10 protein-coding genes are annotated in these 15,470 nt (G+C 57.5%); 5 read left to right on the top strand and 5 right to left on the bottom strand.

What is annotated here, in order from left to right; translation table 11 throughout:
• Positions 1-44: 44 nt before the first annotated feature.
• From C3V43_RS04110 to C3V43_RS04085, 5 genes are all read right to left on the bottom strand, one after another.
• Complete coding sequence (locus C3V43_RS04110; protein WP_106068719.1) at positions 45-2,744, bottom strand: fimbrillin family protein; 2,700 nt, start codon at positions 2,742-2,744, stop codon at positions 45-47.
• Positions 2,745-3,041: 297 nt separating this feature from the next.
• A complete protein-coding gene (locus C3V43_RS04105; protein ID WP_235655861.1) occupies positions 3,042-4,175 on the bottom strand; it encodes a fimbrillin family protein in 1,134 nt (377 codons plus the stop codon).
• A gap of 89 nt (positions 4,176-4,264) precedes the next feature.
• Positions 4,265-5,254, bottom strand: coding sequence for a DUF5119 domain-containing protein (locus C3V43_RS04100; RefSeq protein WP_106068717.1), 990 nt, complete (start codon positions 5,252-5,254; stop codon positions 4,265-4,267).
• Positions 5,251-6,564: a DUF3575 domain-containing protein gene (locus C3V43_RS04095; RefSeq protein WP_106068716.1), complete on the bottom strand. Its 1,314-nt coding sequence runs from the start codon at positions 6,562-6,564 to the stop codon at positions 5,251-5,253. Before C3V43_RS04095 ends, C3V43_RS04100 begins: the two co-directional genes overlap by 4 nt.
• Positions 6,565-6,880: 316 nt before the next feature.
• Positions 6,881-7,903: a tyrosine-type recombinase/integrase gene (locus C3V43_RS04085; RefSeq protein ID WP_106068714.1), complete on the bottom strand. Its 1,023-nt coding sequence runs from the start codon at positions 7,901-7,903 to the stop codon at positions 6,881-6,883.
• A 163-nt stretch (positions 7,904-8,066) separates the two neighbouring features.
• Between C3V43_RS04085 and cobJ the strand changes: the two genes are divergently transcribed.
• Genes cobJ through C3V43_RS04060 form a run of 5 tightly spaced genes read left to right on the top strand, consistent with a single transcriptional unit; the run spans position 8,067 to position 15,255 of the window.
• A complete protein-coding gene (gene cobJ / locus C3V43_RS04080; RefSeq protein WP_106068713.1) occupies positions 8,067-9,497 on the top strand; it encodes a precorrin-3B C(17)-methyltransferase in 1,431 nt (476 codons plus the stop codon).
• Positions 9,498-9,524: 27 nt separating this feature from the next.
• A complete protein-coding gene (gene cbiE / locus C3V43_RS04075; protein ID WP_106068712.1) occupies positions 9,525-10,775 on the top strand; it encodes a precorrin-6y C5,15-methyltransferase (decarboxylating) subunit CbiE in 1,251 nt (416 codons plus the stop codon).
• Between the two features lie 17 nt (positions 10,776-10,792).
• Positions 10,793-12,646, top strand: a complete 1,854-nt coding sequence (gene cobM / locus C3V43_RS04070) for a precorrin-4 C(11)-methyltransferase (RefSeq protein ID WP_106068711.1) — start codon at positions 10,793-10,795, stop codon at positions 12,644-12,646.
• 15 nt (positions 12,647-12,661) lie between these two features.
• Positions 12,662-14,593, top strand: coding sequence for a cobalt-precorrin-5B (C(1))-methyltransferase CbiD (gene cbiD / locus C3V43_RS04065; protein ID WP_106068710.1), 1,932 nt, complete (start codon positions 12,662-12,664; stop codon positions 14,591-14,593).
• Positions 14,590-15,255: an outer membrane beta-barrel protein gene (locus C3V43_RS04060; protein ID WP_106068709.1), complete on the top strand. Its 666-nt coding sequence runs from the start codon at positions 14,590-14,592 to the stop codon at positions 15,253-15,255. Before cbiD ends, C3V43_RS04060 begins: the two co-directional genes overlap by 4 nt.
• Positions 15,256-15,470: the final 215 nt, after the last annotated feature.

Below are 15,470 nucleotides of genomic sequence, written 5' to 3'. Positions count from 1 at the left end.
TCCGACTGCGCTGTACAGCGGGTACACGAAGCCCGGGTTGAAGCTCAGGCCCTCCCGTTGCTCGCGTTGTACGGCCCCGCCGTCCAACAGAAGGCGTAGCTCCCCACGTAGAAGGGCACTGCGGAATTGTAGTCCCGACAGCCCGAAGCGGGGAAAAAGACGGTTTGGGTCTTACTTGGGTCGCAATAGAAGTTCCAACCCTTGTTCCAAGGTCCTTGCACATTGAATTGGCCGGGAGTACTTGTATTGCTTCCGGTTGTAGTGAAGCCGGTGTAGACATTACTCGGAGGCATTTTGTAACCTGCGGGGCAAGGGTCGTAGATAGTCTTTACAACAGGGTTGTCGTTGCCGGTGTAAACGGTGTTGTCCGCACTCCAAAGGTTGGCGTATTTATAATCCATGTAATAATTCGTACAGAACGTATTAGGGTTGATGATACCCGATTTGATGCAATCATTGTATGAGAAACCGCTTATCGGGGGAAGCTGGTTGGTCTTAACATTCCCATCGGCATCATACCAGGTCTTATTGATGCTGTACGAGCTTCCATTTATTCCTTCCAATGCCCCCACGAACGGGTCTTTGCGTCCAAACTGGTAATAGGTACTGTTGCCAATCTCTGTAATGGTATGCGCTTTCTGTTTCACTGTGATGGTTTGTGTCGCCGCCGGCGTGTATCCTGCCGTAGGCTTCTGCTTGAAGCGTACTTGTACGGTGCGTTCGGCGTAGGTCTCCTCCTCCTTTCCGTCGCACCAACCGAGGTTGACGGTCATAATCTTATAATGTTTACCCTGGTGGTTGGTTATTTCCTTGTCGGGTGTGGCTGTTCCCGTTGTTCCGGGCTTGTAGTCCGTCACCCAGATGTGCCAGCTCCACAGCACGGTGTTCGATGCGTTGCGCACCGCCACCACGGCGTTGCCTTGGTGAATGGTGGCCTGCCCCACAGTAAACTCGAGGTAGTGCCCGTCGGAAGAGAGGGCCACGTTCGTAACAAGGTTCGGCTCGTCCTGCCAGATGAGCGTGCAGTTATCGGGAGTGCAGTTTGCATTGTTGTAAATATACGGGGAGGTAATACCTGCTCCTCGGTGGTTGATAAACGGCTTCAGCACATTGCCTCCGCTTGCCGTAGATGTGTAAGCGGAAGTGTTGTTGCCCGTGCCGGGCACCTTGACGTAATCCACGGCATTTCCGTACACCAGCGGCAATTTATACCTCCCGGCGGCGTTCACTATGTAGCAGTTGGCCGTACGCATGGGGGCGATGTTTCCTTGCCCGTCGTGGGTGGAGAGGTCGTATATGTTGGTGTTTGTCCCGTCGTTCACCGGTGAGGCATTCTTCAGTGCTTCGGTGTGCGGGTTGGCCGAGGCGCTGTTCACCTGTGCCGCCACGGTGGCGGTGTATGTAGAGGGCGAGGTTCCGCCCGCGCCGCTTTCGGTGAATGTCGTGAGCCATGTGGGCTTGGTGCTGTTCCAGCTCACCCCGTCTTCGGAGTATTCCACTTCCCAGGCTATGGGCACGTTCGCCGTGCTCCCTCCGCCCGACACGGAGGCGTAGCTCTTCACGGTGTAGCTGCCGTTTCCCCCTTGGTAGGTGTAGTCAGCCGGCGGTGTCACCTCCAATGTGGATGTAATCACGATGCTGCTCGTGCTGATGCGGTAGGTCACCGTCTTTCCCATGGGCCAGGTCTTTCCGGCAATATTCGCCGTAAGGGTGCGCTGCGTGTTGGTCAGGCCGTCGGTGTACCTCACCTCTATCTTCGCCCCGGCAGGCAGCGTTTGCGGCAGCATCATAAAAGTGGCCGTTTCGGGCGTCAGAGGCGTATCCGGCGCTTGCGGGTCGGGCGCCACGGCCTCGGGCGAGAACGTCTGTGCGAAGTCCCTCGCCCCGCCCAAATCATACCATGCGGCCGAAGCCTGCAGGGGCAGCCTGCCCGTACTATGCACGCCTTTCAGCGTGATCTTCGATACCGTTCCGGCCAGCATGTCGTCGCCCGTGACGAAGCGCACGGCCGTCAGCGCATGCTTCATCGTCAGCGGCTCGGCGGCGTTCGTGTTCCCCGGTTTGTCGGTCGAGGCAGCCACCAAGAGGTCTTTCTGGTCGGCAACATCGGCAGGCACAGCATAGCTCAGGTAGGGCAGCGTGCTTCCCGAGCCGTCGGTCAGCCTTGTCAGCCCCGGGCTGTCGTAGGGCGCCACGGCGAAGAAGGAGATTCTGCGCGCAGCTCCCGGCCAGCGGTACTCGGTGCTCCAGGCATCGCTCTTCTTCACCCTGACGGTGCGCATGTAGCTTGTGGCGCTGCCGCCCGTAAAGGCCGCCGGCCAGCTCTGCACCACCGGATAGACGAAGGCCGTGACGCACATCTCGTCGTACATCGTGGCATTGTCCACGGGTGCGGCCTTGGTACGTGCACCGCCGGTTTGCGGGGTTGCGTCGTCCCCGATGCCGTCCGTAGTCACGGCGTGCAGGTAGAGCGGCTCCATCTGCCCGGAGCCGTCATCTTCCAGGGCGATGACGCTCACGGCGGGCAGCGTGTCCGGCTGCGTTGCACCGCCTTTTGTCTGTGCACCCTTTGTCAGTGCGGCCTGCGCCGCATCCCCATCTTTCCGGAGGTCGACCGCAAACCCTATCCTCCCTCCCGGGGAGGGAATCTCATCCCGCCCGTCCGTGCAGCCGGCAGGAAGCGTCGAGAACAGCAATGCCGCCGCACCCGCGGCAAGCATACCCATGAAATGTTTCTTTTCCATATTATTTGGCGTTAATGATTAGTGATTAGTGATTAACGGTTAGTGATTAGTGGTTAGTGATTAACGGTTAGCAGTTAGTGATTAGTTGTTCACGGTTGGCAGGGCGCAGCCCGCCGGCCACTCATCGCTGACCACTAACCGCTATATTACGTGGACGGAAAGGTATGGAGGGCTTGCGCGCATTCCCTGCGCCGCGCCCTCCCCGGAAAGACTCACAAAGGTCATCGGATAAGAAGAAGTCCGTTCCGGTCCCGACCTTTCCGCCCGGTTTCGTGATGCGGGTTACTCACGCGGCCTTTACATGTTCACGCTCTCCGACTGGTCTGTCCAGTTATCCACGGTAACGGTGAACTTGATGGGCTTGTCCAGGATGGGGTCGCCCGGCGTGCTCGGGTTGGGAGGCGTCGGAGGCGTAGGAGGAGTAATCGTCGGGTCGTTCGGGTTTTCCTGGTTGGGCGGAACGATACCGCCGCCGTCGCCGAAGGTCAGCGTATAGATGTACTTCTTGCCCGGCAGCCACTCGGTGTCGATGCCCACGGCAGTAAAGGCGTAGGCGTTGGCATTTCCGCCCGGATAAATCTGCGTGAGGTTGCCCTCGCCGTCGTCGCTGGAGATCTGGCAGAACACACCGATGTACGCCCCTCCGAGCTTGGTCTTGCTGAAGGCCTCCAGCTGCTGGGGAATCATCAGGAAGTTGTCCGAACCGAACATGATGCTTTGTGCAGCAGCAGTCAGCGTCAATCCGGTGCCGGCAGCGTCTTCGGCCAGATAGTCCTTTGGAGTGGACAAGTTCGACCAATTGGCGCGAGGTACGACGTAAGCTGCGGCTGTCTCCGTCTGCGGGAAAGCGAAGTCCGCCTTCGAGTTGACCGCTCCCAGCTTCACGCCCATCACCTTCACCTTGAGGTTGCCGTTGGTACATTTGGCCTTCACCTCTATCTGCGAGAGGGCATGCTTGAAGTTCATCGGCACGCCCGTGGCTCCGTAGGTGGTCTTGCCTCCGGCGTTGAAGGCCACCACGATGTCCTTCTGGTCGGCCACTTTCTGCACGGGCGAGTAGGCGGCTATCTTCTGCCCGTCTTTGTCGATGGTCACCAGCGTTTTGATGTCGACCGGTGCGTAGGCCGTGAAGTTCAGTGTCCCTGCGGGCCAGTAGTAGGTAGCAGCGGTGTTCCAGGTGGTTCCGTTGTCGGGCGAGGCCACCTCCAAGTTGGTGAAGTAGTTGGTCCCTCCGGTGGGGAAGGCCGTCACGTTGAACTTACCCATGTTGGCCTTGGTGGTCACGGCACGGGTGGCTTTTCCCAGCATGGTGCGGAAGCCGATGGCACCGCTTCGATCCGCCCGGGTGGTTTCGTCCTGCGAGCAGGCGGCCAGCGCCAGAAGCGCGAGGCCCGCGCAGAACAGTTGTCTCATTGTCTTTATAGTTTTCATACTTTCATTCATTTAGAGTTAGTTGATTGATTATTTATTTATTCACTTATTATCGGGCCGGAGGCCCGCATCACGATCTTGTTTATCTTTTACATCTTCAGCTCTTCGTTTTCCGTCTCCCACTCGTCCACGTCGGGATGGAACCCTCCTCCGTTGACGATGGGCTTGGGCAGCGTGAGGCCCTCGAGCAGGATGTGCACGTTGCGTTTGTCGGGCGCATTGTTCACCCGGTCGCTCACGTCGAAGCGGTAGTAGTGCTTGCTGCCGTCGGCCAGGATGAAGACGAGGGTGAGGGCGCGCGAGGTGTCCGTACCCGTGGATGCCCCGAAGACGAACGTACGGCCCGTGACCGTCTCCTTGCCGTCCGATGCCGCGGGAAAAGGAACCATGCTCCGCCCTTCGGCGGGCTTATCCCCGCCAAGGAAGAGCGAGCCGGCCGTTCCGGAGAAGGCGGCGCTCACGGCAGAGGCGTATTTCAGGTTCTTTATCCCCTTCAGCTCGAAGCTGTAAGTGCACACCCGCGGGTAGACGGGCAGCACCAGCGTGTAGGTCTCCGCCCCGGGCTGCAGGTCGATGTCTGTGCGGCTCCCTCCCCACACGGCTTCGGGAGCCAGTACCACGGGTTCGCCCGCCGGGTTGGCACCCTCGGGCAGCGTCCCCGGGAGGTTGAGCGGTTCGAGCAGCCTGCTCGGGCGTGTGTACAGCTCGAAGGTGGCGTACTTCTCCGTCCCCCGCATCAGGATGGTCTCTGTGTCGTTGTTGATGTAGAGCGCCCGGTAGCGTCCCCACGGAACGGTGACGGTTCCGCCCTGCGGGTTGTCGAAGTCGTAGGGGATGGGCTTCCCGCCCTCTTCGGGGAAGAGCCAGAGGGCCATTCCCGAGACTTGGGCTCCCGTAGCCCCGCTCCAGTCGAAGCGTACGCTCACCTGCGCCCCTTCTGCGGCGGGTATGCCCAGCTCCTTGTGCTCGCACGAGCAGAGCGTGCAGGCAACGAATGCGGCGACGAGCGCCGCGCAGGCCGTCAGTATGGCGGCGGCAGCCACGGCCTTCATTGTTTCCATCATTTCCTTCGTTTTCATCGTTTGCCTCCTTTCTTTTTGTTTACGTTATCGTGCCCCAGCAGCCACACCAATGACACCTCGGCCTTGGTGGGGCCGAACCAGCGCCTCTTCTTGGTGGCTTTCCACACGTAATGCCCCTCCTGCGGGACGTACTCGTAATACTCCCCGTCCAGATAGCCGATGCCGAGGGTGAAGTCGAGGTTGAGACGGCGTCCGACAGGCGCGGAGTAGCCGTAGGAGATGCCGCCTCCGTAGCTCCAGCGGTCGCCTAAGTAGCCCTTGCCGCCCCATTCGAGGTCGTAGGTCAGCAGCAGGCCGTAGACGCCCATGTGGTGCCCCGTCAGCGGCTTGCGGCCGTAGCTCAGCCAGCGGCGCACCTCGAGGTCGCCGCCGTAGACGCGGTGGTAGCGGTAGCGGTTGTCATCCTTGAGCCATGTGTACATCCAGTTGCCCGCTACGGACCAGCCGCGGCCTAAGTAGAACTCCAGCCCGAGGTTGGGAACCACGACGGCGTCGTAGAGCAGGTTCGTCTTCACGGCCATGTGGAAAGGCTTGCGCGGGGCGGGGAGCGGGCTGTCCTGCGCGGCGGGCGCCGTGCCGTAGAAGCTGTTGTTGACGGCCGTGTTCCCCCCGGCGGGCACGGGCACGTACACCGTGTCACGCTGCCTCTCCGGCTCGCGGGCAGGCAGGGAGATATAGAGCGTGTCGCGCGCCGCGGCCGGCTGTCTGTCCGACTCGTACCACACGTGCAGGGTGGAGGCGCGCAGTTCGGGGAAGAACCACCTGTCGAGGTATCTCCACACGGAGCCTCCGTTCATCAGCATCAGGCGGTGCTTGCGACCGTCCGTCACGACGCCTCCCTGCGTGATCCACTCGGGCGTGTGGCGGAGCATTTCCAGCACCTCGTAGCGGTAGGGGATGGAGTGGTCGGCATCCACCAGCCGTTCCAGCCCTTCCCAGTCGATGCCTTTGGGAACGGTGGCAAGCCAGCCCACCTCACGGGGGAAGTAGTCGTACACCAACCTTCGGATGGCTTCCGCCCTCTCCTCGGAGAGACGGCGGTTGATGACCGTGCTCCCTTCAGGGGAAGCCCCGGCCGTGACGCGCAGGCCGAGGATGCGACGCGAGGGGTCCTGAAGCAGGGTTCGGAAACGTTCGGTGAAGGCATGCAGTCGCGTACCGTTCTCCCGGAAAAGCGGGTCGAGGGTCGATTCGCCCTGACGGAAATAGACACGGACGGAGTCCGTACCCCGGCGAGTGCCGGGCTCCTGACCATGGGAATGCCCCAGGGTAAGCAGGAGAAGCAGAAGAATAAAGGGTCTTTTCATTGCCTGTGAATAAAGGGTTAATACATGTATTACAGAGACTTGCCTCTTGCTAAGAGGTGTGGCAGGAAGGGCCAAAGCGGGAGAAGGAAGGCCTTACAGACAGGCGGAACAAGCCGGAACGATGGTGGAGAAAGCGGTCGGGCCTCCAAGGAAAGAAGGTCGGATGCACAGGCGAAAGGAGGGGAATGGAAAAGGGTATGGGGATACTCGGATATGGGTACCCGTGTGAAAGAATATACAAGTTTCTGTCAAAAAGCTTGCTTGTATGGAATAAAAGACGTTAATTTGCAGGCGCTTACAAAGATTGGTACACCTCTTAGCAAGAGGTGGCATCGGAAAGCCTGTTCAGCAGTTCACGGTTGGCCTCCGCCAGCCGTTCGTCTTTTATCCCTTCGATATATATGAGCGTGGTCTTGGTATCGGTATGTCCCAGCGCCTTGGAGATGACGGGCAGGTCGACGCCTTGTTCGTAGGCGATGCTCGCCCACGAGTGGCGCGCCACGTAGGAGGTGAGGTTGACCGTAATCCCCGCCCGGCGAGCCAGCTGCTTCAACGAGCGGTTGTAGCGGTTCAGGGCGCAGGGATAGGAGACGGGGCATATCCGTCCGTCCTTCACCTTATATAATATGGGGAAGAGATAGTCAGTGCCCTCCGCCTTGTACTTCTCCAATATGTCGAGCATGCACTTTTCAAGTTTCACCCTCACCTGCCGTCCCGTCTTGCAGCGCCGGTAGGTAAGCACCCCGTCCTTTACCTGCCGCTTCCTCAAGTGCGCCAGGTCGGTGAAGGGCATGCCCATGGCGTAGAAGGAGAAGAGGAAGAGGTCGAGGGCCGACGCCCCCGGAGCCGGTGCGGCCTCTTTCCCGGAGCCTCCCCCGCAGGGAGGGGGAAAGGAGGAAAGGACCAGCCTGCGCATCTCCTCCGCCCCGATGCTACGCTTGACGGTGCGCTCGTTGCCCGTGAACACGCCCTTGAACGGCGCCCTGTCCTTCACGAGCCGCTTTGCCGCCGCCTTGTTGTAGATGGCGCGCAGGGAGCGCAGGTAGCACGAGGAGGTGTTGGGGCATACGCCACCTTCGCGAAGCCAACGCTCGTAGCGGCGCAGGGTGTCGGCATCGAGTGCGGATAGCGGCAGGTCCCTGCCGCCGTTGAAGCGGACGAACGAGCGCACCGCCGTGCGGTAGTTCTCGGCAGTGGAACGGCTCACGCCACGGGATGCCGCACCGGTGAAACCCGAAAGCGTGGGGACGGCGTTCCGCTCTTTACTTGCTCTTGACTTTTTTGTACTGCTCTCCTTTGCAATCTCTGCTCTCTTGAATTTGAATAGGAATCCTAACATCTGTATTATGATTTATGTGATTAGCATGCAAAAATACGGATTATGCATAAAGGCATCTCGGATTAAAACTTTATCTTTGTCTGCCATAACGGGGTAAGAACGTGAAGGCGAGGATTACACCGCCAACCTGCACGATACCTCAATTAATAGAATACACATAGATATGAAACAACCTAAAATAATAGTTGCCGGTATCGGTCCGGGCAGCGAGGCAGACATAACGCCTGCCGTGATTTCGGCCTTGCAGGAATCGGATGCCGTAGTAGGGTATAAATATTATTTCCGCTTCGTAACTCCCCACCTCCGCCCCGGAACAGAATGTATAGACACCGGCATGAAGCGCGAACGCACCCGTGCCGAGCAGGCTTTCGAACTGGCTGAGCAGGGCAAAACGGTTTGCGTCATCAGTTCCGGCGATGCCGGCATCTACGGCATGACGCCCCTGATTTACGAGATGAAGCGCAAACGGAACAGCCGGGTAGAAGTGGTTTCGTTGCCGGGCATCAGCGCTTTTCAGAAAGCGGCGTCGCTGCTGGGTGCTCCGGTGGGGCACGACTTCTGCGTAATCTCCCTGTCCGACCTGATGACGCCGTGGGAACGCATTGAAAAGCGCATCCTCGCGGCAGCCACAGCCGACTTTGTCACAGCCGTCTATAATCCCAAAAGCGAAGGCCGCTACTGGCAGCTCTACCGCCTGAAAGAGCTTTTTCTGAAGGAAGGCCGCTCGCCCGAAACGCCCGTAGGCTATGTACGTCAGGCAGGACGTCCGGAACAAGAGGTGCACATCACCACACTTCAAGATTTCAATCCCGAAGAGGCGGACATGTTCACCGTGATACTGATAGGCAACTCGCAATCGTACGAGTGGAACGGCTGCTTCATCACTCCGCGAGGATATTATCCGGAGGAAAACGGAAAGGAAAGAACAGGAAATGAAGAGCCTGCGAACAAGGGGCAGGATATCATGATCCGCAGTTTCCGCACCATCGAGAAGGAACTGAAGAATAAAGAGATTACGCCCGACCATAAATGGGCGTTGCTGCATGCCATACACACCACGGCCGATTTTGATATGGAGCATCTGCTGCACACGGACAAGGGTGCTGTGGCGTCGCTCTATCAAAGCATAGAGGCAGGCAAAGTAAAAACCATCGTGACCGATGTGACAATGGCCGCCAGCGGCATCCGCAAGGGAGCCTTGCAACGTCTGGGCATAGAAGTGAAATGTTATCTCGGCGATCCCCGCACGGCGGAGATGGCAACGGAAAAAGGCATCACCCGCACACAGGCAGGCATCCGTCTGGCCGTAGAAGAGCACCCCGACGCAATGTTCGTATTCGGCAATGCACCGACAGCACTCATGGAGCTTTGCGAACTGATACGGAAGGACAAGGCACATCCGGCCGGCATCATCGCCGCGCCTGTAGGATTCGTGCACGTGCAGGAATCCAAACACATGGTGAAGCCTTTCGTGCATATCCCCAAGATAATCGTAGAAGGACGCAAAGGCGGAAGCAACCTCGCGGCAACGCTGGTCAACGCCGTGTTGTGCTATAACGATGCGGAGCAGTTGTGGCCGGGACGAGATGTCTGAATCTCCGCATTCAAACAATCAAACTGTATGGAACGAAAATTCATAATCATAGGAACGGACGACAACCGGAAACCTTTTTTCCCGCCGGAAGCATTGGCATGGATAAGGCAGGGAAAAGTGTTTTCGGGCGGCATACGCCATAAGGAGATTGTCAATGACTTGCTGCCGGAGCAAGCCGAGTGGATTTCCATCACCGTCCCTATAAATAATGTATTCGCGCAATATGAAGAGGCCTTCGCCCGTTTGGAAAATATGTCTTCAGACCGATTCATTGTTGTATTCGCTTCGGGTGACCCACTCTTCTTCGGTTTTGCCAATACTGTCAGAAGAAAGATTCCCGAAGCAGAGATACGCCTTTATCCGGCATTCAACTCGTTACAGACGCTGGCGCATCGGCTCGTCATACCCTACGACGATATGCGTACGGTTTCGCTTACGGGGCGGCCGTGGCAGGAGTTCGACCGCGCACTGATGGAGCGTGCTCCCAAGATAGGCGTCCTTACCGACCGCGAGCATACCCCGTCGGCCATTGCCGCCCGCATGCTGGAGTACGGTTATTCGTATTATACCATGTACGTAGGCGAACACCTCGGTCATCCCGAAAAGGAACGTGTGCGCAAGTTCTCTCTCGAGGAAGCCGTGCAAGAGACGTTCCGGCATCCCAATAACCTGTTGCTGCACTCCACTGTGCCCGCCGGCTCTTCGATGATCAGTACGCCCCGTCCTCCCCGCCCCTTCGGAATTCCGGACGAAGCCTTCGCACACCTTGACGGGCGCGCCCGGATGATAACCAAAGCCCCCATCCGCCTGCTCACCTTGCAGGCGCTGGAGCTGAATCGCCGGCGCGTGTTCTGGGACATCGGTTTCTGTACGGGTTCTGTCTCCATCGAAGCCCGATTACAGTTTCCCCATCTCACGGTCGTCTCGTTCGAGATACGTCCCGAAGGCGAAGACCTGATGAAGACAAACAGCCGTCGTTTCGGCGCTCCGGGCATTACGGCAGTGACAGGCGACTTCCTGCAAACCGATACTGCCTCTCTGCCCCGTCCCGATGCCGCGTTCATCGGGGGACACGGCGGACATCTGGAAGAGATGGTGGGCAAGCTGAAGGAGGTGTTACTGCCCGGGGGATGCATCGTATTCAATTCTGTTTCCGCAGAAAGCAAGGAGGCATTCAGCCAAGCCGTAAAAAGGCATGGAATGTTGCTCCAACCTTCCATCCGCATCACGCTGAACGAATATAATCCCATAGAAATAATGAAAGCCACGCTTTCTTAGAATAAATATCATTGATTATGAAGACAGCCATTATCCTGATTTCCGAAGCCGGTCTGCATGTGGCCCGAACGCTGCTTGCCGAACTTCCCGCATCCGGGGTTTTCACCCTCAGGCACGAAGAAGGATGTACTCATATAGATTCTGCCGCCGACTTTACGGCCGAGAACTTCAGCCGCTACGACGCTTTTATCTTTATCGGCGCCATGGGCATCTGCATCCGTTCCATCGCCCCCTGCATCAAGGACAAATATACCGACCCCGCCGTATTGTGTGTGGACAGCACAGGACGGTATGTCGTATCCGTACTGTCGGGACACATCGGAGGTGCCAACGAACTGACTCTCGAAACGGCCGGCATCCTCGGAGCCGAGCCGGTGGTGACCACACAGAGCGACCGTACCGGATTATGGGCCCTCGACACCCTGCCTCAACGCTTCGGATGGACGCCCGTGGTCATTGCGCCCGTCTCTTCCTCTTCTGTTCCGTCATCCCCCCTCCCCTCCGGTGAAAAAGAAAGAGCATGTATGAATAGACACATAAGTTTGTTTGTGTCCGGCAAACCCACAGCCCTGTTGCTCACCGTGCGCAATGAAGGTACCGACTGGATGGAGGCTCACCTGCCGTCGCACGTAACGGTGTTTTATCGTCTGGAAGAAATCGAGCCTTCGCGCTTCGAACTGATTCTGTGCGTATCTCCTCAAGTGCCCCGCTTCACGGAAACGCCCATGATATGCTACGTGCCCCGTGCGGTACACCTCGGCATCGGCCTTGCCCGCCAGGCCGGCCCCACGGAGGAAGTGCAGGCTGCCATCGAAGAGACGCTGAGAGAACATGGCATTGTGCCGGCAGCCATTGCCTCCATCTCCACCATCGACGCCAAGAGCGAAGAACCGGTGGTAAAAGCCTTTCAACGGGAGTATGCGGTAAACTTCCATACAGCCGAAGAGCTGGCCTCGATAGAAGTCCCCCACCCCAGCCCGACCGTGATGAAGCACATGGGTACGGCCAGTGTCTGCGAAGCCGCCGCACTGCTGGCGGCGGCAACCTCCCGATTGTTGCTGACCAAAGTGAAAGGAGAAAACTATACCGTAGCGGCTGCTATCGATAGTGGTGTACTGCGTCAAGGGCATATCGAAATAGTAGGAGCCGGGCCGGGCGACCCCGAACTGATTTCCGTGCGCGGACACCGATTATTAGAGAAAGCCGACCTCATTCTATATGCCGGCAGCCTCGTGCCCCGCGAACTGACACACTGCGCCAAACCGGGCGCCACCGTGCTTAGTTCGGCTTCCATGGATTTGGAAGAACAATTCCGGGTGATGAAAAGCTGCTATGACAAAGGGGGCTTCATCGTGCGCCTGCATACGGGCGACCCTTGCATCTACGGCGCCATTCAGGAACAGATGAATTATTTCGACAAGTACGGGATGAGCTATCGCATCACTCCCGGCATATCTTCTTTCCAAGCCGCCGCCGCCGCTTTGCGGTCGCAGTTCACCATCCCCGAGAAGGTGCAAAGCATCATCCTGACCCGCGGCGAAGGGCGTACCCCCATGCCCGAACGAGAAAAGCTGCACCTCATGGCACGCTCGCAAAGCACCATGTGCATCTTCCTCAGTGCCGGCATAGCCGAACAGGTGCAGGAAGAGCTGCTTCAGGAATATCCTGAAAACACGCCCGTGGCCGTCTGCTACCACCTGACGTGGAAAGACGAGCGGATTTTCCGCGGCGAGCTGAAAGACCTTGCCCGGATAGTGAAAGAGAATAAGCTGACGCTGACCACGATGATTGTAGTGGGTGAAGCCATCGGCAACCGCGAAGGACTGTCACGCCTCTATGCGCACGAGTTCAAGCATTTGTTCCGACAATAAAAAACACTGCGCGTTATGATATTGATATTTGGCGGAACCACCGAAGGACGCATCTCCATCCAAACGCTCGAAGAGGCCGGAAAACCCTTCTACTACTCCACCAAAGGAGATGAGCAGGAAGTGTTTCTGCACAACGGCATCCGCCTGCATGGAGCCATGGATGCGGAACAAATCGTCGCGTTCTGCCACCTCCAAGACATCAAACTGATAGTAGATGCCGCACATCCTTTTGCCACCCAACTGCACCATACGCTGGAGCAAGTCTCATCGGAAACCCGCATTCCCGTTATCCGTTTTGAACGCATCTTTCCCGAACGTGATGAACGGCACATCACTTGGTGCAGGGATTACGACGATGCCATGCAACGGATAGAGGCGGCAGGTGTCTCTACCCTGCTCGTGCTTAGCGGCGTGCAAAGCATCGGTAAGCTGAAACCGCTTTGGCAGAAACAGGATGGAGTCTGCTTCCGCATCCTCGACCGCGACAGTTCGCGTCGGCTGGCACGTGAACAAGGTTTTCCTTCGGAACGCCTCTTCTACTACCGTCAGGGCGAAGACGAGCGCATCTTGCTGCAACAACTTCGCCCCGAAGCCATCCTCACCAAAGAGAGCGGAATGTCCGGCGGATTCAGTGAGAAAGTAGAAGCTGCCCGCCAAATGGGCGTACGTGTCTTTGCTCTCTGTCGCCCCGATACATCCTCCAACTTTATCTATGTGAACGGCGAGCACGGACTGCGCCGCATCATCGAGAAACTCCTGCCTGACTTCTTCCCGCTGCACAGCGGACTGACCACCGGCACGTGTGCTACCGCTGCGGCTGTGGCCGCTACATGGCGTCTCTTCAACAGCAATACAGAAAAACGCCCGGAAGAGTTTCCGGTGGTCTTGCCCAACGGGGAAACCATTTATGTGCCCGTGGAACCTCAAGAAAATACTCCTCGACCGATATTGCAGGATAATGGGGAAAGTTATTGCGGAATAAGTGCTACCGTCGTCAAAGATGCCGGCGACGACCCAGACATCACCAACGGGATGAAAATCAGGGCTCATGTGGCCGTACCTCTACGGATAATGGATGCCTTGCAAAAAAACAGGCCTCAAGGAAACGTCTTGCCCAAAGGCGCTTCTCGGAAAGAGTATCATGACATCATCATCCGCGGCGGAGAAGGCATAGGCACAGTCACCCTGCCGGGCTTGGGACTGGAACCGGGTGCACCTGCCATCAACAGCACGCCGTGCGAAATGATAAAGCAGAACGTCCGGCTCTGCCTTGAGCGTCTTCATATGGCCGAACCGCCTCTTCCGTTGGTCGTCACCATTTCCATTCCCGGAGGAGAAGAGATAGCCCGACGTACCTTCAATCCTCGCCTCGGCATAGAAGGAGGCATCTCCATCATCGGCACATCAGGCATCGTGAAACCATTCTCTTCGGAAGCCTTCATCCACTCCATCCGCAAATCCATGGAGGTGGCCAAAGCAACGAAGAGCCCTCGCATCGTCATCACCTCCGGAGCAAAGAGCGAGCGATACATCAAAGCCCTCTACCCCGACCTCCCTCCTCAAGCATTTGTCCATTACGGCAACTTCATCGGCGAGACACTGAAGATTGCGGACGAGGAAGAGGTGACGTGCGTCTCCCTCGGCGTGATGATAGGCAAGGCCGTGAAACTGGCGGAAGGAAATCTGGACACCCACAGCAAGAAAGTGACCATGAACAAAACGTTCATTCAGAACATAGCCCGTCAAGCCGGATGCCGAAGCGAAACACTTGCCGCCATCGGACAAATGACGCTGGCACGCGAACTGTGGGACATCATACCCGAAGAATCATTAAACAAGTTCGGAAAGATACTGGTAGCACATTGCCATCGGCATTGCGCTCCTCTGTTGCCAAACGGAGAACTGACCGTATTACTTATAACCGAAAACGGAGAAATTTACTTATGAAGAAGCTAATATCCATTCTTTGCATGGCAGTCATTGCTTTGAACAGTACGGCACAAAGCCCCCTATCCTTTCATGCCAAGGCAGGGATAGGAACGTCGCGCTTCCACGGGAAAGGCGCAAACAGCGAAACCAAGATAGCCTGCAAGGCGGGCATCGGCGCGGAATATACCCTGAACAGGACATGGGTGATGCAGTCGGCATTGGAGTTTGTTTCCATTGGCGGACAAGACGAGATAGGACATATACATGACGCCCGGATGAACGAGTTGTACCTGCAAGTGCCCGTCACTTTGGCAGCCCGCCTCCACTTGGACAAGAACTATCATGCCTCCTTGGCTGCGGGGCCATATGCAGCCATCGGCGTGGGCGGTAAAACATCGGGCGAAATATACAATCCCAGCAGCAGTCGTCCCGCCTCTCGTTTCAAGGCAGAGACTTTCGGCAAGATGATAGACGGCAAGATAGGTAATAATCGTTTCGATGCCGGCATTGCCGTGAGCTTCGCACTGGAATGCAGGCGGCTGGTGTTCGGTGCGGAAGCGCAGGTGGGGCTGGTGACGGTGAACAGGCAGATGAACCGGCTGCCGGAACTGTCGGGAGCAAGGGAATACCTGCCCAAGAACTTCGCTTCTTTCTTCACGTTAGGATACCGGTTTCGGTAAACGGTAAGCGGTGACCGGCGACGGTCATGCGTACCGACTGACGGCAATCAGCACCATCGACCGGCGACGGGCATGCGTACCGACTGACGGCAATCAGCACCACCGACCGGCGACGGGCACCGTTTAACTGCAGATGATAACTGCAAAACCAAAGAAAGAGTCGTACCAAGCGCTGTTTCGAGCAATGGTACGACTCTTTCTTTTGGGGCCTTTAA

The organism is Prevotella heparinolytica, assembly GCF_002998535.1.
GTDB classification, from domain to species: Bacteria; Bacteroidota; Bacteroidia; order Bacteroidales; family Bacteroidaceae; genus Bacteroides; species Bacteroides heparinolyticus.
This window is presented reverse-complemented; position numbering and strand designations above follow the sequence as displayed.